This window comes from Massilia sp. H6, assembly GCF_024802625.1.
GTDB lineage: Bacteria > Pseudomonadota > Gammaproteobacteria > Burkholderiales > Burkholderiaceae_D > Telluria.
On the sequence record NZ_CP103371.1, the window covers coordinates 16,598 to 41,087 of the forward strand.

The 24,490-nt window shown below is 64.3% G+C and carries 22 protein-coding genes and 1 pseudogene; 16 read left to right on the top strand and 7 right to left on the bottom strand.

The window, feature by feature from the left end; translation table 11 throughout:
* The first annotated feature begins 134 nt into the window (after positions 1-134).
* The 8 genes from NRS07_RS00065 to NRS07_RS00100 all read left to right on the top strand — a co-directional run bounded on the left by NRS07_RS00065 (position 135) and on the right by NRS07_RS00100 (position 7,825).
* A complete protein-coding gene (locus tag NRS07_RS00065) occupies positions 135-2,969 on the top strand; it encodes a DUF6701 domain-containing protein (protein WP_259209820.1) in 2,835 nt (944 codons plus the stop codon).
* Positions 2,966-3,448 carry a type II secretion system protein gene (locus tag NRS07_RS00070; protein WP_259209822.1) on the top strand — a complete coding sequence of 161 codons (483 nt, stop codon included), beginning with the start codon at positions 2,966-2,968 and terminating at the stop codon, positions 3,446-3,448. Before NRS07_RS00065 ends, NRS07_RS00070 begins: the two co-directional genes overlap by 4 nt.
* Positions 3,429-3,914 (top strand): prepilin-type N-terminal cleavage/methylation domain-containing protein, encoded by a 486-nt coding sequence (locus NRS07_RS00075; RefSeq protein ID WP_259209825.1) that lies wholly within the window; start codon positions 3,429-3,431, stop codon positions 3,912-3,914. Before NRS07_RS00070 ends, NRS07_RS00075 begins: the two co-directional genes overlap by 20 nt.
* A complete protein-coding gene (locus tag NRS07_RS00080; protein WP_259209829.1) occupies positions 3,911-4,750 on the top strand; it encodes a type II secretion system protein in 840 nt (279 codons plus the stop codon). Before NRS07_RS00075 ends, NRS07_RS00080 begins: the two co-directional genes overlap by 4 nt.
* Complete coding sequence (locus tag NRS07_RS00085) at positions 4,747-5,232, top strand: MSHA biogenesis protein MshP (RefSeq protein WP_259209831.1); 486 nt, start codon at positions 4,747-4,749, stop codon at positions 5,230-5,232. The genes NRS07_RS00080 and NRS07_RS00085 overlap by 4 nt, the downstream gene beginning before the upstream one ends.
* Before the next feature lie 205 nt (positions 5,233-5,437).
* Positions 5,438-6,088: an HAD hydrolase-like protein gene (locus NRS07_RS00090; protein WP_259209833.1), complete on the top strand. Its 651-nt coding sequence runs from the start codon at positions 5,438-5,440 to the stop codon at positions 6,086-6,088.
* A gap of 175 nt (positions 6,089-6,263) precedes the next feature.
* Positions 6,264-7,301, top strand: coding sequence for a lipid A deacylase LpxR family protein (locus NRS07_RS00095; RefSeq protein WP_259209836.1), 1,038 nt, complete (start codon positions 6,264-6,266; stop codon positions 7,299-7,301).
* A gap of 101 nt (positions 7,302-7,402) precedes the next feature.
* A complete protein-coding gene (locus NRS07_RS00100; RefSeq protein ID WP_259209838.1) occupies positions 7,403-7,825 on the top strand; it encodes a hypothetical protein in 423 nt (140 codons plus the stop codon).
* Between the two features lie 26 nt (positions 7,826-7,851).
* Here the strand turns inward: NRS07_RS00100 and NRS07_RS00105 are convergent, their stop codons facing one another.
* The 3 genes and pseudogenes from NRS07_RS00105 to folE form a co-directional block, all read right to left on the bottom strand.
* A complete protein-coding gene (locus NRS07_RS00105) occupies positions 7,852-8,460 on the bottom strand; it encodes a phosphatase PAP2 family protein (protein WP_259209839.1) in 609 nt (202 codons plus the stop codon).
* A gap of 127 nt (positions 8,461-8,587) precedes the next feature.
* Positions 8,588-8,910, bottom strand: a pseudogene (locus NRS07_RS00110) (transposase); the annotation flags it as partial.
* Between the two features lie 87 nt (positions 8,911-8,997).
* A complete protein-coding gene (gene folE, locus NRS07_RS00115) occupies positions 8,998-9,564 on the bottom strand; it encodes a GTP cyclohydrolase I FolE (protein WP_259209841.1) in 567 nt (188 codons plus the stop codon).
* Between the two features lie 146 nt (positions 9,565-9,710).
* Here folE and NRS07_RS00120 point away from each other — a divergent pair, with 146 nt between their 5' ends.
* Positions 9,711-10,559 (top strand): hypothetical protein, encoded by an 849-nt coding sequence (locus NRS07_RS00120; RefSeq protein ID WP_259209843.1) that lies wholly within the window; start codon positions 9,711-9,713, stop codon positions 10,557-10,559.
* 9 nt (positions 10,560-10,568) lie between these two features.
* Here the strand turns inward: NRS07_RS00120 and nudC are convergent, their stop codons facing one another.
* Positions 10,569-11,390: an NAD(+) diphosphatase gene (gene nudC, locus NRS07_RS00125; RefSeq protein ID WP_259209844.1), complete on the bottom strand. Its 822-nt coding sequence runs from the start codon at positions 11,388-11,390 to the stop codon at positions 10,569-10,571.
* Positions 11,391-11,469: 79 nt separating this feature from the next.
* Positions 11,470-12,624: an MFS transporter gene (locus NRS07_RS00130; RefSeq protein ID WP_259209846.1), complete on the bottom strand. Its 1,155-nt coding sequence runs from the start codon at positions 12,622-12,624 to the stop codon at positions 11,470-11,472.
* A gap of 795 nt (positions 12,625-13,419) precedes the next feature.
* Between NRS07_RS00130 and NRS07_RS00135 the strand changes: the two genes are divergently transcribed.
* Genes NRS07_RS00135 through mnhG form a run of 6 tightly spaced genes read left to right on the top strand, consistent with a single transcriptional unit; the run spans position 13,420 to position 19,519 of the window.
* Positions 13,420-16,350, top strand: coding sequence for a monovalent cation/H+ antiporter subunit A (locus NRS07_RS00135; RefSeq protein ID WP_259209847.1), 2,931 nt, complete (start codon positions 13,420-13,422; stop codon positions 16,348-16,350).
* Positions 16,350-16,694: a Na+/H+ antiporter subunit C gene (locus tag NRS07_RS00140; RefSeq protein WP_259209849.1), complete on the top strand. Its 345-nt coding sequence runs from the start codon at positions 16,350-16,352 to the stop codon at positions 16,692-16,694. Before NRS07_RS00135 ends, NRS07_RS00140 begins: the two co-directional genes overlap by 1 nt.
* Positions 16,691-18,316, top strand: coding sequence for a monovalent cation/H+ antiporter subunit D (locus tag NRS07_RS00145; protein ID WP_259209851.1), 1,626 nt, complete (start codon positions 16,691-16,693; stop codon positions 18,314-18,316). The genes NRS07_RS00140 and NRS07_RS00145 overlap by 4 nt, the downstream gene beginning before the upstream one ends.
* A complete protein-coding gene (locus tag NRS07_RS00150) occupies positions 18,313-18,816 on the top strand; it encodes a Na+/H+ antiporter subunit E (protein WP_259209852.1) in 504 nt (167 codons plus the stop codon). The genes NRS07_RS00145 and NRS07_RS00150 overlap by 4 nt, the downstream gene beginning before the upstream one ends.
* 14 nt (positions 18,817-18,830) lie before the next feature.
* Complete coding sequence (locus NRS07_RS00155; protein ID WP_259209854.1) at positions 18,831-19,109, top strand: K+/H+ antiporter subunit F; 279 nt, start codon at positions 18,831-18,833, stop codon at positions 19,107-19,109.
* A complete protein-coding gene (mnhG, locus tag NRS07_RS00160) occupies positions 19,106-19,519 on the top strand; it encodes a monovalent cation/H(+) antiporter subunit G (protein WP_259209856.1) in 414 nt (137 codons plus the stop codon). Before NRS07_RS00155 ends, mnhG begins: the two co-directional genes overlap by 4 nt.
* A 172-nt stretch (positions 19,520-19,691) precedes the next feature.
* Here mnhG and ssb read toward each other — a convergent pair whose 3' ends face one another.
* Positions 19,692-20,198, bottom strand: coding sequence for a single-stranded DNA-binding protein (ssb, locus tag NRS07_RS00165; RefSeq protein ID WP_259209857.1), 507 nt, complete (start codon positions 20,196-20,198; stop codon positions 19,692-19,694).
* A 443-nt stretch (positions 20,199-20,641) separates the two neighbouring features.
* Here ssb and uvrA point away from each other — a divergent pair, with 443 nt between their 5' ends.
* A complete protein-coding gene (gene uvrA, locus NRS07_RS00170; RefSeq protein ID WP_259209858.1) occupies positions 20,642-23,509 on the top strand; it encodes an excinuclease ABC subunit UvrA in 2,868 nt (955 codons plus the stop codon).
* Between the two features lie 56 nt (positions 23,510-23,565).
* On the opposite strand, the gene NRS07_RS00175 is transcribed toward uvrA, so the two are convergent.
* Positions 23,566-24,432 (bottom strand): lipid-binding SYLF domain-containing protein, encoded by an 867-nt coding sequence (locus tag NRS07_RS00175; protein WP_259209859.1) that lies wholly within the window; start codon positions 24,430-24,432, stop codon positions 23,566-23,568.
* Positions 24,433-24,490: the final 58 nt, after the last annotated feature.

Below are 24,490 nucleotides of genomic sequence, written 5' to 3' on the forward strand. Positions count from 1 at the left end.
GGCCTGCACGGCGCTGCAGTGTGGCCCCGGCGCAAAGAAAAGCATTGCTTTAGCGAAATTCATTGTCGCTTTGCGGCAACTGATGCACACTTTCGGGCATTGATGCTCGTTGATGCTTTGATGCAGGCTAAGCCTTGTCCATACCGTCCCTCTTCGCGATCCTGTTCGCCCCTGCCCACCTGCCGCGCCGCCGCGTCTTCGCGCCCTGGCTGCCCGCGCTCGTGATCGCGCTGGCCGGGCTGCTCGGCAGCAGCCTGGCCCAGGCGACGGTCTATACCTTCAATGGCAGTACCGACGTCTACGGATGCTCCCGATCTGGCACGGTCTATACCTGCCCGAACCCGGCGTATCTCAATGCCGACGATGGCATCATCATCAACAGCGGGGTGACGGTTCGGGTAACCAACAACGTCATCGTCAAGTACGGCCAGTTCCTGCAGATGTCCGGAACCGCCAAGCTGATCGTGACCGGCTACCTTGATCTTTCCGCAATCAATCCTGCCAACCTGAGGGTGTCCGGGGGCACGATCGATGTCGGCGGCACCATGACCGTGGGCGATATCGCGCAATCCCTGACAGCCAATATCATTGCCGGAGCAGTCGAGTTCGGTCCCGACCGGGTGAGCATCACCGGAACAATCGTCTCCAGGGGCGCGGTCAACCTGAGTGCGTATTCAAAGATTACTGCGCCCGGCGGAAGTACGGCGCTCAGCGGCACCGTGATTACCACCGGCGCCGGCGTGAGCATTACCGGTAACGTGCTTGCGAGCAGCTCGTTGACGATGGGGTCGGGCAGTTCGATCGCCGGCAACGTCGATACCGGCAACCTGATGCTGCAAGCCTCGAACGCCACCATCACCGGCGACGCCAGCGTCAATTGGGCCACGCTGGAACAAGGTGGCCGGGTGACCGGCACCATCTACTGCAAGAACGGCACCGGGCGCAATAAATGCGACTGCGTGACCAACAACAGCGGCTACCAGGTCAACAAGAACAACGGCCCGTCCTGCGAAAGCCTCCAGCCGAAAGGTCCGCACCATTTCCTGATCACGCACGATGGCGTGGGCGATACCTGCGTGCCGGAGAAAATTACGGTGCTGGCCTGCGCCAATGCCACCTGCACCGCGCCACATTACACCGCAGGCGTGAGCGGTACGCTCGGGCCCTTCGGCACCGCGTTCAGCATCCCGGTCAATGCCTCGACCACTGTGGTCGACGCCATTCGCACCGTCTCCGGTACGGCGACGCTCGAGATCCCCACCGCCACGCCCCAGCCGCAATGGGCCGACGTCTGCTACAACGATGTCAAGCGAACCAATAGTTGCGCCATGGAGTTCATCGGCGGGGCCAAGCTGCTGCTGGGCCCCGTCGGGAGCCATATTGCGGGAGAGAGCAAGACGCTCGCGATCAAGGCGGTCAAGCAGAGCGCGGACCAGTCGGCCTGCGTCACCGCCTTTGGAGGCGCCACCTATGATGTGCAATACCGCTGCGACTACAGCAAGCCAAAGACAGGCACCGTCGCGCTCACGCTCAACGGCAACCCACTGACATGCAATGCCGCGGCAGGCACGATCCAGACCCGCAGCACGACCTTCAACGGCAATGGCGAAGCGTCGTTGCCACTGCTCTATGCCGATGCCGGCGAACTGGACCTGAGTGGATCGATCAACACCGGCAAGGGCATTACCGCCAACGGCAATACCTCGTTCATCACCGCCCCCAAGGAATTCGAGCTCGTCAAGCCGGCCGGACCGCTGCGTGCTGGTGCCGATTTTTCGGTCACTATCCGTGCCAGGAATGCCAATGGTGCGGTCACGAAGAATTTTGACACCGACGGTTTGAACGGCGCCGGCGCCAGCGGCCACACGGTCGCACTGGACGTCGCCTGCCGCGCCCAGGCAGGTGAGCCAGGCACCCTGAGCACGCGCGCCATCACGTTCCGGGATGGCGAAGCGAGCGTCACGACCTCATGGTCCGAAGTCGGCAAGATCGAACTCGAAGCCAGCTTGACCAGTTTCCTCGGTGGCGGCGTAAATGTCGCGGGAACTACCCGGGGCACGCTCACGAGCTGCCCGGGCAACGTGGGGCCCTTTGTTCCGGCCTACTTCGAGCTGTCGCGGGCAGACGCACGGCCCTCGTATTACTCGGGCGAGCCGATCGAACTCAAGGTCTCTGCCATGGGCGCGGGCGGCGCACCGACCAGGAACTATGCGCACGCACTGGGTCTGAGCGAAACGGTCACGCTGGCGGCCGTCAAGCAGGACGGCACCGCGTTCGCGCTGCCGGCGCCGGGCGCGCTCGCCCCCGCCACGGTTGCGGCGGAAACCTTCATCAATGGCCTTGCCACGGTCAAACCGGCTTATACCTTCACTGCCTATCCCAATAGTCCGCTGCAGATCCGCCTGCGCGCCAGCAACGGCAAGACCGGCGCACTCGAAGTCGTGTCGTCCGCTCCGGCTTCGGCCGAAGCGCAGGTGCAGCCTTTCATCCGCAGCGGGCGCCTGCGCCTGGGCAACCGCGTCGGCAACCTGCGCTCGCCCCTGGCAATTCCGGTGACAGCCGAATACTGGACCGGCCGCAGCTGGCTGATCAACGACGAGGACGACTACACGGTCATTCCGCCCGGCGCCTTCGTCTTTACGCCAAACGCCACCGGCATGACGCTACAAAAAACCTTCGCGCCAGATCCTTTCAAGCTGGCCAAGGGCGCGGCGGCCTTCACGCTGCAACTGAGCGGGGGTGGCCCAGGCTGGTACGACATCGCGTCGAACCTCGGCAGCACCGGTACCGACAATGCCTGCCTGGGCGCTGCCCGTCCGGCGTCGACCGGGGCCGGCGTGCCGTGGCTGCGGCCCATGGTGTCGACCTGTTCGCCAGCAGGGCGCCGCGACCCGGCAGGACGCGCGAGCTTCGGCATCTTGCCACCGGAACAGCGCCGCCTGATCCACGTGCGCGAGGTGTTCAATTGAAGGTTGCCACCCTTGGGCGTGCGAGCGGCTTCACGATGGTGGAGCTGGTGATGGTGATGGTGCTGATCGGCGTGATCGCCGCCATCGGCGTGCCTCGCATGATGGGCAACAACACGATGGCCGCAGCCGCCTTCGGCGACCAGGTCGTGAGCGCCTTGCGCACCGCGCAGAAGTCGGCCGTTGCGCGGCGCAGGCTGGTGTGCGCAAGCGTGGGCGCCAGCGCCGTCACCTTGACCATGTCCCCCTCGTCCACCAGGCGCAACTGCACGGAGCCGCTCAATGCCGAGACCTACTCCACCAGCGCCAGCGGCGTGACGGCGGCGGCAAGTCCGTCCACCCTGTACTTCCAGCCGAACGGCATGATCACGTCGGACGCGGACGGCCGCACGCCAGTCAGCGGCACGGTCGTGATCCAGAGCGACACCAGCCGCACCATTACCTTCGAAGGAAGCACCGGCCATGTACAAGTTGTACCGTAAGCGCATGGCCGGGGTCACGCTGATCGAACTGATCGTGGCCATCGTCATCGTCAGCGCGGCACTGGCTGGACTGGTGGGCGCGTTCATGCAGGCCAACCGCGCCAGCGCCAATCCGGTGGTCACCCAGCAAATGCTGGCGATCGGCGAGAGCATGATGGAAGAGGTGCTGCTCAAGCCTTTCAGCGATCCTGACGGCGCGCCGCCTGCCACGGCCCGCAGCCAGTTCAACGACGTGCGCGATTTCGATCCGGCCGACGACGCCCGCGACGGCTACGCAACAAGCGGCATCAAGGATATCGACGGCGCCGCCATTGCCGGCCTCGAAAACTACAGCATCGGCGTGCGCGTGAATGTGAATGGCGTCGTGCTGCCCGGCGTCGCACAGGGCGACGCCCTGCGCGTGACGGTCACCGTCGCCAACGGCGCCCAGCAACTGGCGCTGACTGGCTGGAGAACCCGGCCATGAGGCGGCAGCATGCGGCGGCAAACCAGCGCGGTTTTTCGCTGGTCGAGCTGGTGATCGTGATCGTGCTGACCGGCGTCATCGGCGGCATCGTGGCGATGCAACTCGGTCCGACGATCCAGGGCTACATGAAGGTCGGCCGGCGCGCCGGCCTGACCGACCAGGCCGACACAGCGCTGCGCCGCATCGTGACCGATGTGCGCGCAGCAGTACCGAATTCGCTCAGGCTGCAGGGCGCGCAATGCCTGGAGCTGGTGCCGACCAGCGCCGGTGGCCGTTACCGTACCGGGCCCGATGTCGCCCAGGCCGGCAATGAAGCCTTTCTCGAGCATGACGCCGCCACCACCCGCTTCGACGTGGTGACATCCTTTAACGTGGTACCGGCCGGAGGCGACCTGGTCGTCATCGGCAACCAGAACCCGGACGACGTCTACAACCGGCGCAACGCGGTCTTGATCGATACCGTGGAAACCCGCGACGCCGGCTCGGCCAATGCCTGGATGGGTCCACACCGGATCAACCTGAGGGCGCCCATCAGCATTCCGTTCGGCTATGACGGCGGGCGCTTCGTGGTCGTGCCTGCCGCACAGGCAACCAGCTATGTCTGCAACGGCGACAAGCTGTTTCGCATCACCCGGCCGATCGCAGCGACCCAGGACTGTAGCGTGCCGTCCAATTCTCCAGTACTGGCGACCGGGGTCACGGACTGCCAGTTCGTCTTCAGTCCCAACCAGGGAGCTACGCAGCAGAGCGGCTTTATCCAGCTGCAGCTGACCCTGAGCGCCGGCAATGAATCGGTGCCGCTGACGCTCGGCGCCCACGTGAGCAACGTACCATGAGCGGCGCCGTGAACCAGCGCGGGCGCCAGTCCGGATTTGCGTATATCGCGGCGGTCGTCCTGTTGATCGTGGTGGCCGGCGTGTGCGTGGCGCTGCTGCGGCTATCTGGCACCCAGCAGGCCACCACTAACCAGGCGATACTCGGTGCGCGTGCCAACCTGGCGGCGCGCGCGGGCATCGAATGGGGCTTTCACCAGTTGCGGGCGGGCGGCGCCTGCTTCTCCGGCCAGACCTTGAGCGCGTTCAACGCCGACAGCGGCTTCATGGTGCGCGTCGACTGTACGGCACGGGGCTTCAATGAAGGCGAGTCCAGCCCCGGGGTCGCCATCGGCAAGACGATCTACACAATCGATGCCCTCGCCTGCAATGCTTCTGTATGCGGGTCCGACGATCCTGCAATCGTCACGCAGCCGGATTACGTCGAACGCCGCCGCGTCGCCATGACCTGCATGGTCGACGGCGCCCCGGCCACGGACTGCTGATGGCGCGTCTTGCGTAACACCGGGTCGAGGATAGTGGCCTGGTTGTTGAGACGCCGCAAAAGTGTAGTGCCGGGCGATTTCCGTAAAATGCTTCATCATGGTGGCTATCCCTTCCATACGCCAAAGGAGCATCCGTGAATCAGGACACCCTACAGGGCCCCGTGTCGCAGCCGGACGCATCGAGCTCGATCTGCGGATTTATCGCTTGAGCGAAACGGCAGCGCCGATGCCCTACCGTCTCGCCATCTTCGACTTCGACGGCACGCTGGCCGATTCGTTTCCCTTTTTTGTGAGCGTGTTCAACCAGATCGCCGACCAGCACGGCTTTGGGCGCATCCAGGCGGGCGAAGCACAAGCGCTGCGCCACCACGACCTGCGCGCCATCATGCGCCACCTCGGCATGCCGGCCTGGAAGCTGCCGCTGGCATCGCGCAGCTTCATTGCCCTGATGCGCGAGAACGCGGCGCGCATCCCGCTGTTCGATGGCGTAGGCGAGGTGTTGCACGCGCTCGACCGCGCCGGCGTGCGGCTAGCGATCGTGTCGTCGAACTCGGAGCAGAACGTACGGCTGGTGCTGGGGCCGGTCTTGAGCGGTTTGTTCACGCAATACGAATGCGGGATGGCGATGTTCGGCAAGGCCGGGCGCATCCGCAAGGTGGTGCGGCGAGCCTGCCTGGCGCCAGGCCACGCGCTGTATGTGGGCGACCAGGCGCTCGATGCCGCAGCGGCGCGCCAGGCCGGGGTAGCGTTCGGGGCGGTCAGCTGGGGATATGCGCCGATCGAGACCTTGCGAAAAATGGCGCCGGAGCGCGAATTCGGCATGCCGTCCGAGCTGCTGGACATCCTGCGCGGCTAATCAATGGCAGGCTGGGCGCGCCGGGATCACCGCGCCCAGGGTCGGGGTGTCGAAGATCGCGCACATTGAGAAACCGGATTGTCCGAATTGAACCCAGCCATTTGCTGTTGCAGATCAATAAGGTCGTCAGGGAGAGGTCAAGACTGGAGGATATTTCAATAAAGAAAGGACGACCATGCGCACCGCGGCCAGCGTCATCACCCTCCTCGCCTGCCTGCATGCGAGCGCCTGCAGCGCCTCCGAGGCCCGCTACGTCACCTGGGACAACGATAGCTGGTTCAAGACCGACCGCTATTACACCAACGGCATCCAGTTCAGTTCGCGCACCACCGATGATACCCGGGGCGAATCCACCCGGCGCTGGACCGACGCCGCCTGCCGCTGGTTCGGCTGCGCCGATGCCCGCTTGCTGTTGAGCCAGCACAGCGTGGGGCAGCTGATGTACACCCCCGCCGACATCACGATCGCCGCCCGGCAGCCCTTCGACCGGCCTTATGCCGGCCTGCTGTATGTCGAGCGGGCGTGGTTGTTCATGGAAGCGGATGGCCAAGCGATCACGACCTTGAGTGCCCAGGCCGGTGTGACGGGCAAGCTGTCCTTGGCCGAACCCGCCCAGAAACTGTTTCACCGCATTTTCGATCGCCCGGAACCGCGCGGGTGGGATCACCAGGTCGGCAATACCCTGGCCGTGCTGGTCTCGGCCGAACGGCGCTCGGCCTGGCCGAGCCTGTCCGGCGCCGTGGTTGGCAATATCCGCCTGCACAGCGCGGGTCATTGGCGCCTGGCGGTGGGCAATCTCATGAGCTATGCCGCCGGCGGCGTCACTGTCACGTTGGGCAAGAACCTGCCACCAGTGTCGCCGGCCCCACCCGGCATCGTGAACCGGGCCGCGCCGCTCGACACGGCGTGTCGCTGGCAATGGGTCCAGTGCACGGTGACGGTGGGCGCCGAAGTGCGCGGCATGGCGTACAACCTGTTCTTGCAGGGCCGGCCATGGCGCGACGATCCGGGAGTGCGGCCACGGCGCTGGGTTGGCGACCTGACGGCTGGCCTGAGAATGGATTTTCCGAGCACGCGTGGCCGCGACCACGGCCCATGGTTCGCGCAGCTGCGGGCAACCCGCCGTACCGCCGAGTTCCGGGTGCCTGCGGGAGAGGCGCTGCGGGTGCCGCGCCATACGATCGGCTCGCTCACCCTGGGCGTCGACTTCTAGCCGGTGAGCAGGTCGAGTCCGGGCGCGGTTGCGCACGCTCCATGGCGCTTCTATACTCCGTCACGCGATGCACTTCTGCATCACCGCTACCGGACCCGCCCATGCGCCATCCCTATTCCCTGCTCCTGCCGCTGCTTGCACCACTGCTCCTGACCGGCTGCGTGAACGATTCCGCCAGCTACCGGATCGACAACAACGACCACGCGCTGACTTTACGTGTCGTGCAAGATTATTTCTGGAGCAAGGAAGGCCAGGTCAAGCTGACTGCCGCGCGGCTGCCGGACTGCCAGCGCATGATCCAACTCGGGCCACGCACCTTGACGGGCCTGGAAATCGAACTGTTCGCCAGCGGCCCGAACCTGTACATCCTGCGCTCGGGCGACGACACCTGGCAGGTCGATACCGGAGATTGCACCGAGCTCGCAGCGCCGGCAGCGCAAGCCGTGACCGGCAAAGCGCTGGGGGTATTCCACTTAAATGACGACAAGAAACTGATATTCGAGGCGGTAGACGCCGCCCCGTAAGGCTCGCTGTTGGTCGCGATGAATACTCAAGGCCGTAGCCACCCGCGGCCGATTGGCAGTGCCAGTACGCGGCGGTAGATGTTTTCAAGCAAAGGCAGCTGCTGTGCGCAAGCGGCGCGCAGCGCTGGCGTGCTCACCAGCCAGGCCATTGCCGCTGACATTACCAGTGCGCCAGCCATGTCTTTTGGCCAATGCACGCCGAGATAAACACGCGACCAGGCCACCACCAGCGACAGCGGCAGCAGCAGCAAGCCGATGCGGCGCGCCAGTGGAGCCTGACTGAAGGCCAGCACCAGCGCTACCGAAAGCATACTGGTGGCATGGTCGCTCGGAAACGAGCTGTCGGCTGCATGGAACAGGAAGGTATGGCCGATCTCGGCGACGAAGGGACGCGGGCTGTACCAGAATTGTCCGATCAAGCCATTGAGCGTGAGCGCGCAAACGGCCGCAACCAGGGCGTGCAGCGCGGCTTCGCGGCCGGCCCTGCCGCCGCCGGTCCAGAGCAGTACCAGCGACAGCGGCATCAGGTAGATCAGCCATTGCGCCGCAAAGACGGCACCGATCAATTGCCAGCCGGTCAAATCGGCATCCGCGTTCAGGACAGAAAACAGGGTGAGGTTCAGGTACTCGAGCATGGAAATCGCCAAACGATATTATATTGATAACTTTATCGCTAGCTTAACCCATCCATGCCCGCGCACATTTCGATCATGGCAACAATGTGGCGATGAATCGACAATTGCGCCATGTAGAACGTCAGGCTAGCGGCGACCCTGGATCTTGCGCAGCTGGGCCAGTTCCACCTCGCGCCCCGATTTCTCGAGCACGCTCTCGAGCAGGCTACGGTCGCCGGCCCGCATCATGGTCCATTGGGTGAAATATTCGTGCACGGTTCGCCACGGCGGAAATCCTGGCGGCATGTTGCGCCAGGTCGTACCCGTATTGAGAAAATACAGCACCGCGCAGAACACGTCGTACAGGTCGTGCTTGCGCGGCCGGGTCTTGCGGCGTGCCGCTTCCAGCACGCCACGCAAGGCCTCGAAGCCTTCGCGAGAAATATCGCTGGGATAGGCGGGACGTTCCATGGCAATCCCCCAAACTAGCTTGGAGGCGCGGATCCGGAACAGGTTCCCAGGCGAGGGCGGCAATGAGCCGCAGCGTGAACCGCGCCCTTAATCGCGCGCCAGCGCGAGAAACTCGGTGCGCAGCCCGAGATTCGGCTGCAGTTCGCCCAGCATGGCCGAGGTGATGGTCTCTTCGCCGATGGCGCGGATGCCGCGGCTTTCCATGCACAGGTGGCGGCATTTGATGACCACGCCGACCGCTTTTGGCTCGAGCACTTCCATCAGCGCATTGGCGATCTGGATCGTCAGGCGTTCCTGTACTTGCAGTCGCTTCGAGAAAATGTCTACCAGACGAGTCAGTTTCGACAGGCCGACGATCTTCCCGCTGGGCAGGTAGCCAACGGTGGCCTTGCCAAAGAACGGGGCCAGATGGTGCTCGCAATGGCTATACACCGGAATGTTGCGCACCACGATCAGCTCGTTGTACTGCTCGGCGCCGTCCTCGAACGCCTTGAGCACTTCGACCGGATCCTGGTCGTAGCCCGAAGTCCAGTGTTTCCACGCCTTTGCCACGCGGCTTGGCGTCTCGATCAGGCCGGGACGGTCTGGATTCTCGCCCAGGCTGGTGAGCAGGCGACGCCAGTCGTGCTCGGTGAAAGTTTCATTGTCAGACATGGTGAATCCCAGAAAAATCGATTTGCCGCAAGTATATAGAAAATGCGCTTGAGGGTCGGGGTGCTGCCGGTTTCTTGAGCAAGCTTAATGTCTCGGCGTCAGGTCCGGCGTAGCGTGGACAGTGGTTCCAGCCTCGGGAGATCACCATGTTCGGCAGCACGGTCCTTGAAGTGGCCATCGGCCTGACGTTTTGCTACGGCACGCTGGCACTGGTTGTCAGTACCTTGCAAGAAGCATTGGCGGCGGCCTTCAGACTGCGCGCCAACATGCTGCTCGCGGCCATCAAGCGCATGCTGGCCGACCCGCGCTGCGAGGCGCTGGCGCAAAGCCTGTACGACCATCCGCTGGTCAATCCGCACGGCAGTTCGACTGCGCGGCGCCCATTGTCGGTGCGGCCATCGTATATCGAACCAGCGCATTTCGCGATCGCGCTGCTCGATTCCCTGCGCACCAGCCCGGCTATCCCGCTGCAGGCGGCCATCGAGGCCTTGCCCGACGAGCAGGTGCGGCGGGTCTTGCTGGCGCTGTACCGCCAGTCGGGCGGCGACCTGGCGCGCTTCCAGGAAGGCATCGCCGGCTGGTTCAACAGCGCGATGGAACGACTGTCCGGGGTCTACAAGCGGCGCCAGCTCCTGATTTCTTTTCTGCTGGCCCTGCTGCTGGCGATCATGCTCAATATCGACAGCATCCACCTGTTCCAGACGCTGTGGCAGACTCCAACCCTGAGCGCCCAGATCAAGCTGGCTCCGACAGCGCTCGACGCCGAAGCGCTACGCCAGCTGTGGGCAATGCCGATCGGTTGGACCAGCTTCCCGCCCGTGCTCGATGCCGCCTTTGCGCTGCAGGTGGCCGGCTGGCTGATCAGCGCCGGCACTACCCTGTTCGGCGCGCCGTTCTGGTTCGATCTGTTGCAGCGCGCCGTACAGCTGCGCAGTACCGGCGCCAGGCCGCAAGCTAGCCGCAACGCCGGCGACAACCCGGCGTTGCAGCCATGATGCGGTCCCTTACCGGCCTGGCGGGCGGTGCGCGTCGACCAGCACGCTGGAGATCGATACGTGCGGTATCCGTTCGGGCCATTCGTCGTGCGGCCCGAACCAGCGCGCGTCCGCGATCTCGGTGGCGTCGACCCGGATCTCGCCATCGAGGTAGTCGGCCGTAAAGGCCAGCATCAGCGAATGCGGGAAAGGCCACGACTGGCTGGCGAAATACTGCAGGTTGTGCACCCGCAGCCCGACCTCTTCGTACACTTCGCGGTGGATCGCTTCCTCGACCGATTCGCCGGCCTCCAGAAAACCCGCCAGCGGCACATAGCGCTTGGTGGGCGAGGCCAGGTGCATCGCCAGCAGCACGCTGTCTCCCTTGCGGATCAAGACCATCATCGCCGGCGAGATGCGCGGATAGGCCATGTGGCCGCAGGCGCTGCACTTGAAGCAGCGCTCGCCCGCCGTGAGCGCGGTATCCTTGCCGCAGGCGCCGCAGAAGCGGTGGGTACGGGCCCATTCCGCCACCTGCGCGGCGCGCGCCGCCAGGCCCACCAGCTCTGAGTGCATGTCGGCGAACAGTGAGCGCAGGCTGCGCCAGGCAAAGCCGGGCGGTGGCAGCGGTTCGCTGTCGAACCAGCCTGCCTGGCAATAACGTTCGCCGTACATGCCGAGCGGCTGCAGGCGGGCGCGGTCGACGCCCAAGGCATCGAGCACCAAGCCATCGGGCAGCGACAGGTCGCTTTCGCGCACCAGCAAGCGGCCATCGTGGAACAGGAAACTGCAGGGCGCAGGGTCGGGGCGTGCCGCGAACAGCGGCGTAAAGGAGGCGGGAGTCTGGAGCATGGTTGCTTATCCGGGCGAGTCGATCCCTGATGATACCGCCAATCCAGGCTCCGCCTCCGGGCCGCCGTCAGTCCTTGACTTACTTGAGCAGCCGGGTACGGCTAGCCACCAGGGCGATGACGATCGACAGACCGCCGAGATAGCCGATCGCGGCCTGCATGCCGACGAAGTGGGCGACCGCGCCAATGATCGGCGGGCCAATCAGGCTGCCGCTATAGGCCATGCTGGCCACCGCCGCCAGCGCCATCGGGCCCTGGGCGCCGGCTGCGCTGAATACGAAGGGGAACAGCAGCGCCAGGCCGACGCCAGCGACCGCGAAACCGCCCAGGGCGACCGGGGCACTCGGCGCCGCCACCGCGAAGAACAGGCCGGCGGCGGCCACCAGCGCGCCGAGCGAGACCAGTCGCTGGGCGCCGAAGCGGCCCTTGAGCCTGTCGCCCACCAGGCGCGAAAGCAGCATCATCAGCGAGAAAGCCGACAGGGCCAGCGGCGCCATACCGGCAGGGGCGCCGAAGTGCGCTTTCAGGAACACGCCACCCCAATCGGCAATGCTGCCTTCGGCCATCGAGCCCATGAAACCGAGCAGCCCCAACAGTGCCAACGGACCGCGCGGCAGCGCGAACGATTTCTTTTCCACGGCTTCGGCGCTGTCGCCCTCGTCCATCATGGCGAAGGCGCACCACAGCACCACGACCAGCGGGCCGGCCAGCATCAGGAAGTGGGTGCCAGGAGCGATCTTCAAGCTGGCCATCAGGCTGCCGAGGGTGGCGCCGGCCAAGCCGCCGGCGCAGCAGATACCATGCAGCGTCGACAGCCCAGCCTTGCCGGTCTGCTTTTCACGCCGGGTGGCGGCCGAGTTGATGGCGACATCGAAGGTGCTGGCGGCCAGTCCCAGCATCAGGACCGCCATCATCAGGCGCGACACGTTCGGCGCCAGGCCGATCGCCACCAGCACCGCCAGCAGGGTCATGCCCGAGCCGAGAGCCAACTTGCGGGCGCCGTAGCGACCCATCAGGAAGGACGACACCGGAAACGACAGCACGGCGCCCACTCCGCCGCACAACAAGACCATCGACAGCGCCGCGTGCGACAGCTGGATCCGCTCGGCCAGTGCCGGAATGCGGCCGGCCCAGGTGCCCATGATGAGGCCGAATAGCGCGAACAGGACCGGCAGTGCGAACTGATTGCTTAGCGCGAAAGAGATCCTCCGCGGAGCGGAAACAGAAGTGTGCATTGAGCGAAATGAATTGTTAAATGTTGGGAGAAAGGCCTGCCGGTGAGGGGCCTTGAAATGCACGAGCTGACCTGGACAGAAAACGTGGAAAGCTGATGAGAAGAAATTTTACCGTCTGGAAAAATTCTGTGTTTGTCGTACGAAAAAAAATCTTCGGACGTTGTAACGGCTCCACACAATTAAAACAACTTTATTAACTGTGTATCAACCAAATCCTGAGATTCGGGACTAAAAATTCAAAAATACCGAAATATGTAAGCAAATATTGCTGAAACTATCGAAAACCTTCAGTTCTGAAGCATTGTCAAAAAGCATCTATCAGAACATGGCCCAAACCTTGGCTGCCTAAATTGTATGCAAGCAGACATGACCAACTTGCGTGGCAAGACGATATATTCCAGGCAGCGACATTACACATCGGCATCTGCTTCAATTGTGAAATAGCGTGTCCTGCCTGGACGCACATCGCGTGATGCTGCTTGCCGGATCCGGTGCCTGGCGTGGACGTGTATTTCTGGTAACCCCGGCATTCGTGCATGCTGGCGTGTGACCTATGCTGCCGCGGGATCGGAATGCTGGTCTAACGCGTTGCCGTATCCCATGCAAAAACGGTAAAGTGGACATACTTACCACTTGACCCGGCCCGGAGAACAGCGTGAACGACAGTACCCATGCTTTCCCTCCATGGCACCCGCTGCTTGCAAGCGGCCTGCGTGCGGGCCGCAACCGGAACGCAGCGGCGATGGCTGACGGCCGCATCCAACCGGGCCGTCGCCCGCACGGGAGCTGAGCGGCATGCTCCTGTTGCTGCTCCTGCTGCCCTTTGCCGCTGCCATCGTCGCCGCCAGCATGCCGGGCAAGTCGCGTGAGCGCCCGGCGGCCGTCGCCGGTAGCGCCACCCTGGTGGCGCTGCTGCTGGCCATTTCCCAGTTCAAGAATATTGCCAGCGGCGAGGTGCCGCAGGAGCGCTTCGCCTGGCTGCCTGCGCTCGGCCTCGACATTATCCTGCGCATGGATGGCCTGGCCTGGGTGTTCACCATCATGGTGCTGGGCATCGGCCTGCTGGTGCTGCTGTATGCGCGCTACTACATGTCGCGGCGCGACCCGGTGCCGCGCTTTTACGCCTATATCATGGCGTTCATGGGCGCGATGCTCGGCGTGGTGCTGTCGGGTAACCTGATCCAGCTGGTGGTGTTCTGGGAACTCACCAGCGTTACGTCTTTCCTGCTCATCGGTTACTGGCAAGAGCGCAACGACGCGCGGCGCGGCGCACGCATGGCCTTCACGGTCACCACCGTCGGCGGCCTGTGCCTGCTGGCCGGCGTGCTGCTGCTGGGCCAGATGGCGGGCAGCTACGAGCTCGAGACCGTGCTGGGTGCAGGCAACCTGATCCGGGCGCATGACTGGTACGTGCCAACGCTGGTGCTGGTGCTGCTGGGCGCACTGACCAAGAGCGCGCAATTTCCCTTCCACTTCTGGCTGCCGCATGCAATGGCCGCGCCGACACCGGTGTCGGCCTACCTGCACTCGGCCACCATGGTCAAGGCCGGCATTTTCCTGCTAATTCGCCTGTGGCCGGCCCTGGCCGGCTCCGAGCAATGGTTCTGGATCCTGGGCTCAGCCGGGGTCTGCACCCTGCTGCTGGGATCCTTCTTTGCGATCTTCCAGCACGACATGAAGGGGCTGCTCGCCTATTCCACCATCAGCCACCTGGGCCTGATCACAGTGCTGATGAGCATCGGCACGCCGCTATCGGTGGTGGCAGCGATTTTCCACACCATGAACCATGCTGTATTCAAGGCTTCGTTGTTCATGGCCGTAGGCATTATCGACCACGAATCCGGTACCCGCGACATGCGCCAGCTGCGTGGCCTCAAGCGCGCCATGCCGCATACCGCGGCACTGGCCATCGTGGCCAGTGCCGCCATGGCCGGGGTGCCGCTGATGAACGGCTTCCTGTCGAAAGAAATGTTCTTTGCCCAGACCATGATCGTGGGCGGTACCGACAACTGGTGGATGTCGGTGGCCGCGGTGCTCATGGGCCTGTTCAGCGTGGTGTATTCGCTGCGCTTCATCAGCGTGTTCTTCGGGCCGCTGGCGCGCGATTTGCCGGACGAACCGCACGAGCCGGCGCGCTGGATGCGGGTGCCGATCGAATGCCTGGTGCTGCTGTGCATTGCGGTCGGCGTGATGCCCGAGCGCGTGGTGGGCGACGTGCTGGCGGTGGCGGCGGTCTCGGTGCTCGGCCCCACCATGCCGGCCTACGACCTGGCGATCTGGCACGGCTTCAACCTGCCTTTCATGATGAGCCTGGTGGCCCTGGGCGGTGGCGTATTGTGCTACCTGCTGCTGCGCTACCGCTTCGAGCTGGCCCAGCGCGACCGGGTGCCGCTGCTGCATCGCCTGAAGGGCGCGCAACTCTACGAAAGCGCCATGCTCGGAATGTCGCAGGGCGCCGCCTGGCTGATCCGCCTGGCCGGCACGCGCCGGCTGCAGCCGCAGTTGCTGGTGCTGCTGAGCGCTTTTGTAGCGGCGCCTTTGCTGCTGACCCAGCCGCACTGGCCGGCGCTGGATAGCTGGTCCGGGCCGGCGCTCGGCGATATCCACCCCTTGTTCGCGCTACTCTGGCTGATCGGCGCCGGTAGCGCGCTGGCCGCTGCCTGGAAGGCCAAATACCACCGGCTGGCGGCGCTGGCGCTGGTCGGCGCCACCGGCGTGGCCACCAGCGTCACCTTCCTGTGGCTGTCGGCCCCCGACCTGGCGCTGACCCAGCTGATGGTCGAAACCGTCACCACGGTGCTGATCCTGCTCGGATTGCGCTGGCTGCCGCCGCGTTTGCGCCCTCCCCACCTGGCCGAGCGCGCGCCGCGCAGCACCCGGTTGCGGCGCGCCCGCGACGCGGCGGTGGCGGTGGCGGGCGGCCTGGTGCTGGCCGTGGCAAGCTATGCGGTGCTGAACCAGCCGGCCGTGCCCAGCATCCGCGATTTCTTCGTGCTGCGCGCGCTGACCGAAGGTGGCGGCGCAAATGTCGTCAACGTGCTGCTGGTCGACTTCCGCAGCATCGACACCCTGGGCGAGATCACGGTGCTGGCGGCGGTGGCACTGACCGTCTACGCGCTGCTGCGCCGCTTCCGCCCGGCGCCGGAAAGCATCGCCATTCCGCTGCAGCAGGCCAGCGACGTCGATCCGGCCATCACCCAGAAACCGGCGCAGCAGGCGCGCGACGGCTACCTGATGATCCACGCGGTCTACCTGCGCTTCCTGCTGCCGGTGATGGGCGTGATCGCCGTGTATTTCTTCATGCGCGGCCATAACCTGCCGGGCGGCGGTTTCGTCGCCGGCCTGATCTTCGCCACCGCCCTCATCGTGCAGTACATGGTGGCCGGTACCGACTGGGTCGAATCGCACCTGCGCCTGCGGCCGCACCAGTGGATCGGCTGGGGCCTGGTATGCGCCTGCGCCACCGGCCTGGGCGCCTGGCTGCTCGGCTATCCGTTCCTGACCAGCCACACCGCCCACGTTACGCTGCCGCTGCTGGGCGAGCTGCACCTGCCCTCGGCCTTCGTGTTCGACCTCGGCGTATTCTTTGTGGTGGTCGGCACTACCATGCTGATCCTGGTGGCGCTGGCGCACCAGTCGCTGCGTAGCCGCCGCGCGCCATCCGGGGTCAGCGCCAGCCGCAAGGCAGTGCTGGCGATACTTCCGCCCACCAAGGAGATCAGGTAATGGAGTTCGTCATGGCGCTGGCCATCGGCATCGTGTTTGGCTCGGGCATCTGGCTGGTGCTGCGTCCGCGCAGCTTCCAGGTCTTGATCGGGTTGTTGCTGATGTCGTACGCCGTCAACCTGTTCATCTTCGCCATGGGCGGGCTGACCGTGGACCGGCCGCCCCTTACTCCCAGCGGCACGGTGCCCGACCCGGCGGCCCTGGCCGACCCCTTGCCGCAGGCGCTGGTGCTCACCGCGATCGTCATCGGCTTCGCCACGACCGCGCTCTACCTGGTGGTCATGATCGGCGCACGCGGCCTGACCGGCACCGACCATGTCGATGGCGAGGAGCCTGAAGCATGAGTCTTGACTGGACCTTGCACCTGGTGATCCTGCCGGTTTTGCTGCCGCTGCTGAGCGGCGCGGTGCTGGCCACGGTCAAGCAAGGCCGGCACCGCCTGAAGTTCGCGCTGTCGTATGGCTGCGCGCTGGCGCTGCTGGGCAATGCGCTGGCGCTGGCCGGCCTGGCCGACGGCGACTGGCCCGACGGGATCGGCGTGTATTTCGGCGCCAACTGGGCCGCGCCGTTCGGTATCGCGCTGGTGGCAGACCGCTTGTCTGCCGCCATGCTGGTGCTCACGGCGCTGCTGGCGCTGGCGGCCCTGCATTACGCACAGCCGCGCTGGAGCCGCATCGGCGTGCACTTCCACTCGCTGTTCCAGCTCCTGCTCATGGGGATCAATGGGGCCTTCCTGACGCACGACCTGTTCAACCTGTTCGTGTTCTTCGAGGTGATGCTGGCGGCCTCGTATGGCCTGGTGCTGCACGGGTACAACGCCGCGCGCCTGCGCGCCAGCTTGCAGTACATCGCCGTGAACCTGGTCGCCGCCTTGTTCTTTCTGGTCGGCGTAGCCCTGATCTACGCGACCACCGGCACCCTGAACATGGCCGACATGGCAGGACGGATTGGCGCCATGGCCGTGGGCGACATTGGCTTGCTCAAGACCGGGGTGGCGGTACTGGCGCTGGCCTTCCTGGTAAAGAGCGCCATGTGGCCGCTGGGCTTCTGGCTGCCCACCACCTATGCCGCCGCATCGCCGCCAGTCACGGTGATGCTGGTGCTGATGACCAAGGTCGGCACCTATGTCGTGCTGCGGATCTGGCTGCTGGCATTCCCCGAAAGCGCCGGCGAGATGGCGCACTACGGCTACCAGGTGCTGCTGTGGGGCGGCATGGCGACCATCGTGTTCGGCGCCGCCGGCATGCTGGCCACCGATACCGCCGGCCGCCTGGCGGGCTACGCGGCGGTCGTCTCGTCCGGCACCCTGCTGGCCGTGATCGGCTACGGCCAGGCCTCGCTCGTCACCGCCGGCCTGTACTACTTTGTTGTGTCCACCGTGGCCCTGACTGCCTTTGTGCTGCTGATTGAACTCATCGACCGCATCCGCACTCCGGCGGCGGCGCTGCTGGCGCTGACCGCCGAAGCCTATGCGGTCGAAGACACGCCGGCCGAACCGAAGGGCAAGGGTGTGCCTGCCGCCATGGCTTTCTTGTCACTGGCCTTTGCCGCCTGCGCGTTGACCATTTCGGGTCTGCCACCGCTCTCGGGCTTCGTCGCCAAGTTCGGCATGTTCCATGCGCTGCTCAATCCGGAAGCGGGCGCGCCGGCGATTGCCGTTGCCGGCTGGACTTTCATGGCGCTGGTGTTCGTCTCTGGCCTGATCGCCATCGTATCGTTGATGCGCTTTGGCGTGCGCACCTTCTGGACCGCCGAAGCGGCCGGCCCGCCACGTCTGCATACCGCCGAGGTGATGCCGGTGGCGGCGCTGCTGACCGTCTCGATCCTGCTCACGGTGCAGGCCGAACCCATATTCGCCTATCTTGACCGCGCCAGTGCCGACATTCACCGTCCGGCCTTGTACATCGACCGGGTATTGGGCACGCCGCCAGTACCCGGCCCCATCCCCCCGGCGGAGGCGCCATGATCCCCTGGCTGCCCTTTCCCATCGTGTCGCTGGCGCTGTGCGCGCTGTGGCTGCTGCTTAACCAGACGCTCGACCCGGCCAACCTGCTGTTCGGGGCAGCCCTGGGCATCGCGGCGCCGCTGCTGTCGCGCCGGCTGCAGCCGCTCGGCTACCCGCGCCTGCACGCGCCGCTCACCGCCGTGCGCCTGATCGCGGTGGCGACGGTAGAAATCGTGCGCTCCTGCTTCAACGTCTGCTACGTCATCTTGTTCCGCGATTTCAGCACCGTCAAATCGCAGTTCATCCGCATTCCCCTGGACTTGCACGATCCTTATGGCCTGGCGATGCTGGCCTGCCTGATCAACATGACACCCGGTACGGTGCTGGTCGAGATCTTCCCAGACCAGCACGAGATGTCGCTGCACGTTTTCGACCTGCATGACGAGACCTGGTGGGTCGAGATGATCAAGACACGCTACGAGCAGCCCCTGATCGCGATCTTTGAAACCGCCCCCGTTTAAATCGGAGAATGACTATGGACACCCTGCTCGAGCTGTCAATTGGCTACGCCATGGTTTGCGTACTGGCCGCGATGGCCTTGTGCGCCATGCGCCTGTTGCTCGGTCCTTCGGCACATGACCGGGTACTGGCGCTGGACACGCTCTGGATGTGCGGCATGCTGCTGGCCATCGTGCTGGGCATCCGCTTCGGTACCCAGGTCTATTTCGAAGTGGCGATCCTGGTCGCGCTGCTGGGTTTTGTGTCGACCGTGGCGATGGCGAAATTCCTGATGCGCGGGGAGATCATCGAATGAGCCCGGCCTCGAACAGCATCGAGCATCTGCCCGGCTGGGCGGCGCTGCCGGTGGCGCTGCTGCTGATACTGGGCGCCACCATCATCCTGATCGGCGCTCTTGGCCTGCTGCGCCTGCCCACGTTTTATCAACGTATTCACGGACCGGCCATCACCGTGACGCTCGGCGCCGGCTGCCTGCTGCTGGCCTCGATGGTCTATTTCACCGTCACCCAGTCGCGCCTGGTGATCCACGAGATCGTCATCTCGCTATTTCTGCTCATGACCGCGCCGGTGGTGGCAATGACGATCATGCGAGCCGCGGTCTACCGCGACCTGCGGGCGCGCAAGCACGAGACCGGAGCGACCGAAGGCGACGTGTACGCCATTGCCGACGATGAGCCCGACAAGGCGCCGGAGGCGCCGCCATGACGTGCCGCAGCCAGGGATGCTGGCAAGGCTGCCGGGTCCGCCCTGTCGGGGCCGCTTAAGCGGCAGCTTTTTAGTCGCGCAATTCGCGCCGCAAGATCTTGTGCAGACGATAAAATGCCCCGCTTGTCGGTGACATGCGGGGCATCGATGACTGCTTCTTTGCGGCTAGGCGTCAGAACGGGATGTCGTCATCCATATCCGAGAAGTTCGGCGCCGGTTTCGGCTGCGGACGGGCCGCCGGTGCCGGAGGCGCCTGGCGTGGCGCTGGGCGCTGTTGCTGCTGTTGTGGCTCGTAGCCACCGCCGTCATCCATGCCGCCGCCCATGTCGTTGCCGCCCATGCCCTGGCGACCGCCCAGCATTTGCATGTTTTCGGCGATGATGTCGGTCGCGTAGCGCTCGATGCCATCCTTGTCGGTGTACTTGCGAGTCTGCAGGCGGCCTTCGACGTAGACCGACGAGCCCTTTTTCAGGTACTGGCCGACGATCTCGGCCAGGCGGCCGAAGAACGAGATGCGGTGCCACTCGGTCAGCTCTTTCTGCTCGCCGGTGTTCTTGTCTTTCGACTTGTACGAGGTGGCTACTGCGATATTGGCGATCGCGTCGCCGCTCGGCATGTAGCGGATTTCCGGGTCGCGGCCCAGGTTGCCGACGATAATGACCTTGTTAACTGATGCCATGGTATTACTCCAATTAATTTTGTAGAGCCCTGACTCTGCGCGTTTCTAAGCGTCAGGGAACGAGGTGTTGCAGTCAACTATTATGAGGCCGAAGGGCCTCTAACTCAACGTAGATTTGCGACCGGCGGGTCGGCGTCGGACAGCATGCACCGAGCCGCACAAACCGTCGCATCCAGGTTCACACTCGCACGGAAAAAATTATTTCAGGAAGCTGAACGCTTTGTCATTGAACAGCAGCGGAAACGGCCCACATACGAATGTCCCTGCCGAACCCTGCTGTCGAAAACCGGCTGTAATTGTATCCTGGCGGCACAAAAGTGCTGGATGGACGTACAGCATTTCCGAAAACGGGCTACACTAATGGGTTCCCCTGATAGGCCCGCTCACCGCGACCGTTTCTTGTGCGCCGGCCCCGCAAACTTATTGAAAGCCTCCAACATCTAATGGAAGAAATTCGTATCCGCGGTGCACGCACGCACAACCTGAAGAACATCAACCTGAACCTTCCGCGTAACAAGCTGATCGTCATCACCGGCCTGTCCGGTTCGGGCAAGTCGTCACTGGCCTTCGACACGCTGTACGCCGAAGGCCAGCGCCGCTACGTCGAGTCGCTGTCGGCCTACGCGCGCCAGTTCCTGCAGCTGATGGAAAAGCCGGATGTCGACCTGATCGAAGGCCTGTCGCCAGCGATCTCGATCGAGCAAAAGGCGACGTCGCACAATCCGCGTTCGACGGTTGGCACCGTCACCGAGATCCACGACTACCTGCGCCTGCTCTACGCGCGCGTCGGCACCCCTTATTGCCCGCAGCACCCGGACCATCCGCTGGCGGCCCAGACCGTGTCGCAAATGGTCGATGCGGTCCTGAGCATGCCGGAAGGTACCAAGCTGATGATCCTGGCGCCGGTCGTGGCCGGCCGCAAGGGCGAGCATGGCGACCTGTTCCAGGCGATGCAGGCGCAGGGCTTCGTGCGCTTTCGCGTGGCCAGTGGCGTGGCTGCCGCCAGGATCTATGAGATCGACGAGCTGCCGAAACTGAAAAAGACCGAGAAGCACAGCATCGATGTCGTGATCGACCGCGTCAAGGTGAATCCGGAAATCAAGCAGCGCCTGGCAGAAAGCTTCGAGACCGCGCTGCGCCTGGCCGACGGCCGTGCGGTCGCCTACGAAATGGATACCGAGAAGGAAACCGTCTTCTCGAACAAGTTCGCGTGCAACGTCTGCGGCTATTCGCTGCAGGAGCTGGAACCGCGCCTGTTCTCGTTCAATAACCCGATGGGCGCCTGCCAGGAATGCGACGGCCTCGGCCATATCGAATTCTTCGATCCGAAGCGGATCGTGGCCTTCCCTCACCTGTCGCTGGCGTCCGGCGCCGTCAAGGGCTGGGACCGCCGCAATCAGTTCTATTACCAGATGCTGCAGAGCCTGGCATCGCACTACGACTTCGACCTCGACAAGCCGTTCGACACCTTGCCCGCGCCTGCGCAGGACGCGGTGCTGTTCGGTTCGGGCAAGACCTCGATCCCGTTCAGCTACGTCAACGAGCGCGGCCGCACTGTGATCCGCGAGCACACCTTCGAGGGCGTGGTCAACAACCTGCAGCGGCGCTACCGCGAGACCGACTCGATGGCGGTCAAGGAAGAACTGGCCAAGTTCATCAACGAAAAGAAATGTCCGTCCTGCGCGGGCGCGCGCCTGCGTACCGAAGCGCGCTTCGTCAAGATCGGCCAGGGTGCGCAGCAGCGCGCGATCTACGAAGTATCCGACAAGCCGCTGCGCGATTCGCTGGCTTTCTTCGAGACGCTGGAACTCGTCGGCGCCAAGAAAGAGATCGCCGAGCGGGTGATCAAGGAAATCATCGCGCGCCTGAAGTTCTTGAACAACGTTGGCCTGGATTACCTGTCGCTCGACCGCAGTGCCGATACGCTCTCGGGGGGCGAAGCCCAGCGCATCCGCCTGGCCTCGCAGATCGGCTCGGGCCTGACCGGCGTCATGTACGTGCTCGACGAGCCATCGATCGGCCTGCACCAGCGCGACAACGACCGCCTGATCGGCACCCTGAAGCACCTGCGCGACATCGGCAACAGCGTGCTGGTGGTCGAGCACGACGAGGATGCGATCCGTACCGCCGACTACATCGTCGACATGGGGCCGGGCGCGGGCGTGCATGGCGGCCAGATCATTGCCGAAGGCACGCTCGAGCAGATCATGCAGAACGAGCACTCGATCACCGCCCAGTACCTGGACGGAAGGCGCCGTATCGAGGTACCCAAGCAGCGCACCCAGATGGATCCGGCGCGCCAGCTGGTCATCACTGGCGCCACCGGCAACAACCTCAAGAACGTGACGCTCACGCTGCCGGTCGGCCTGATGACCTGCATTAGCGGCGTGTCCGGTTCCGGCAAGTCGACCCTGATCAACGATACGCTGTACCCGGCGCTGTCGCGCCACCTGTACGGTTCGCAGACCGAGCCGGCGCCGCACGAGGCAATCCACGGCCTGGAGCACTTCGACAAGGTGATCTCGGTCGACCAGGCGCCGATCGGGCGCACGCCGCGTTCGAATCCGGCGACCTATACCGGCTTGTTTACACCGATCCGCGACCTGTTCGCAACCGTGCCGACCGCCAAGGAACGCGGCTATTCGGCTGGCCGTTTCTCGTTCAACGTGAAAGGCGGCCGCTGCGAAGCCTGCCAGGGCGACGGCGTGATCAAGGTCGAGATGCACTTTTTGCCGGACGTGTACGTGCCCTGCGACGTCTGCCATGGCAAGCGCTACAACCGCGAAACGCTCGAAGTGCACTACAAGGGCAAGAACATCACCGAAGTGCTGGACATGACGGTCGAGGACGCGCACGTGTTCTTCAAGCCGGTGCCGGTGATTGCGCGCAAGCTCCAGACCTTGCTGGATGTCGGCCTCGGCTACATCAAGCTGGGCCAGAGCGCGACGACCCTGTCGGGCGGCGAAGCCCAGCGTGTCAAGCTGTCGTTGGAACTGTCCAAGCGCGATACCGGTCGTACCCTGTATATCCTGGACGAGCCGACCACCGGCCTGCATTTTGCCGACATCGACCTGCTGCTCAAGGTGATCCATCGCCTGCGCGACCAGGGCAACACGCTTGCCATCATCGAGCACAACCTGGACGTCATCAAGACGGCCGACTGGGTCATCGACCTGGGGCCGGAAGGCGGCGCCGGGGGCGGCATGATCGTGGCCAGCGGCACCCCGGAAGACGTGGCGAAGAACAAGGCTAGCGCGACGGGCAAATATCTCAAGCCGCTGTTAAAAACCCGCGCCGCCCCACAGCGGTAATGACAACGGGGATGCCGCCATGGCATCCCCGTTGTTGATGGAAACCGCGCCGGCGCCTAGCGCTTGTATTCCTTGTCGGTCGTGGTCATGTCGTGCTGGTTTTTCTTCATGTCGGGCGTATGGGTCTTGCCCGGCTTGGCGGTCGTCATGTCCGACGTCGTGCCGCGGGTACCGCTGGCGCCCATGCTCGCGGCGGCCTTGTCACCGGTCATGCTGGCCAGCGACTTGCTCAACACAGCCGCATTAGGATTCTTGACCTTCCCGGTCAAGACATCGCGCGCGGCAACCTGGCGCCGGTAATAGGCCGCGGTTTCCTCTTCGTCGTAGTCGATGTCGGTCACGCTCAGGTCGACGCCGGCAAACAGGCCCTCGGTGTCAGACCAGACCGTGACGTTGCCCCAGCCGGCCGTGCCCATTCCCTTGCGCGACCAATCCACCAGCGTCAGGCCGGCGCCGGCGTTGAGCGAAAACTTGTTGTTCTCCATAAAACTGTTCAAGGCCTTCTGGTCGTTCAGCACGAAAGCAACCGCGCCCGCTTCGGCCCCCGCCTGCAAGCCGACACTGACGCCGCCCATGTTATAGAAGGCCGGGTTGCTCCAGGTGTTTCCGATGCGGGTGAGCAAGACGCCGGCGCCGCCACGCACGCCCACGCCCAGGGCCGCACGGCCGTAGTCCGGCACGATGAACACGCCTTTCGAGCGCGACAGCAGCGTCGCCATTTCTGGCGTTGCCTGCATCTGGCGCAGCACTTCCAGGGACTTGTTGATGTGTTCGTTTGCGTTGTGCAGCTTTTCGCGGTGCTCCTCGGTGCCAGGGGTGGCGGCTTCCTTGGCCGGTCCCACCTGGGCCAGCGCAGCCCCGGCTGTTCCCGCCATTAGCACGGTCAGCGATGTCGCGATGATTTTCTTCATGGTAGCGTTCATATCTAGTGCTCCTTTGGGTGACAGTAAAAGAACATCAAGCCTAAACGTAGAAGTGATC

What these genes read in the sequence shown, in the direction of transcription:
- NRS07_RS00075 (WP_259209825.1), top strand. Translation starts at nt 3,429, where the DNA reads ATGTACAAGTTGTACCGTAAGCGCATGGCCGGGGTCACGCTGATCGAA.
- NRS07_RS00080 (WP_259209829.1), top strand. Translation starts at nt 3,911, where the DNA reads ATGAGGCGGCAGCATGCGGCGGCAAACCAGCGCGGTTTTTCGCTGGTC.
- NRS07_RS00085 (WP_259209831.1), top strand. Translation starts at nt 4,747, where the DNA reads ATGAGCGGCGCCGTGAACCAGCGCGGGCGCCAGTCCGGATTTGCGTAT.
- NRS07_RS00095 (WP_259209836.1), top strand. Translation starts at nt 6,264, where the DNA reads ATGCGCACCGCGGCCAGCGTCATCACCCTCCTCGCCTGCCTGCATGCG.
- NRS07_RS00100 (WP_259209838.1), top strand. Translation starts at nt 7,403, where the DNA reads ATGCGCCATCCCTATTCCCTGCTCCTGCCGCTGCTTGCACCACTGCTC.
- NRS07_RS00105 (WP_259209839.1), bottom strand. Translation starts at nt 8,460, where the DNA reads ATGCTCGAGTACCTGAACCTCACCCTGTTTTCTGTCCTGAACGCGGAT.
- folE (WP_259209841.1), bottom strand. Translation starts at nt 9,564, where the DNA reads ATGTCTGACAATGAAACTTTCACCGAGCACGACTGGCGTCGCCTGCTC.
- NRS07_RS00120 (WP_259209843.1), top strand. Translation starts at nt 9,711, where the DNA reads ATGTTCGGCAGCACGGTCCTTGAAGTGGCCATCGGCCTGACGTTTTGC.
- nudC (WP_259209844.1), bottom strand. Translation starts at nt 11,390, where the DNA reads ATGCTCCAGACTCCCGCCTCCTTTACGCCGCTGTTCGCGGCACGCCCC.
- NRS07_RS00130 (WP_259209846.1), bottom strand. Translation starts at nt 12,624, where the DNA reads ATGCACACTTCTGTTTCCGCTCCGCGGAGGATCTCTTTCGCGCTAAGC.
- NRS07_RS00135 (WP_259209847.1), top strand. Translation starts at nt 13,420, where the DNA reads ATGCTCCTGTTGCTGCTCCTGCTGCCCTTTGCCGCTGCCATCGTCGCC.
- NRS07_RS00140 (WP_259209849.1), top strand. Translation starts at nt 16,350, where the DNA reads ATGGAGTTCGTCATGGCGCTGGCCATCGGCATCGTGTTTGGCTCGGGC.
- NRS07_RS00145 (WP_259209851.1), top strand. Translation starts at nt 16,691, where the DNA reads ATGAGTCTTGACTGGACCTTGCACCTGGTGATCCTGCCGGTTTTGCTG.
- NRS07_RS00150 (WP_259209852.1), top strand. Translation starts at nt 18,313, where the DNA reads ATGATCCCCTGGCTGCCCTTTCCCATCGTGTCGCTGGCGCTGTGCGCG.
- NRS07_RS00155 (WP_259209854.1), top strand. Translation starts at nt 18,831, where the DNA reads ATGGACACCCTGCTCGAGCTGTCAATTGGCTACGCCATGGTTTGCGTA.
- mnhG (WP_259209856.1), top strand. Translation starts at nt 19,106, where the DNA reads ATGAGCCCGGCCTCGAACAGCATCGAGCATCTGCCCGGCTGGGCGGCG.
- ssb (WP_259209857.1), bottom strand. Translation starts at nt 20,198, where the DNA reads ATGGCATCAGTTAACAAGGTCATTATCGTCGGCAACCTGGGCCGCGAC.
- uvrA (WP_259209858.1), top strand. Translation starts at nt 20,642, where the DNA reads ATGGAAGAAATTCGTATCCGCGGTGCACGCACGCACAACCTGAAGAAC.
- NRS07_RS00175 (WP_259209859.1), bottom strand. Translation starts at nt 24,432, where the DNA reads ATGAACGCTACCATGAAGAAAATCATCGCGACATCGCTGACCGTGCTA.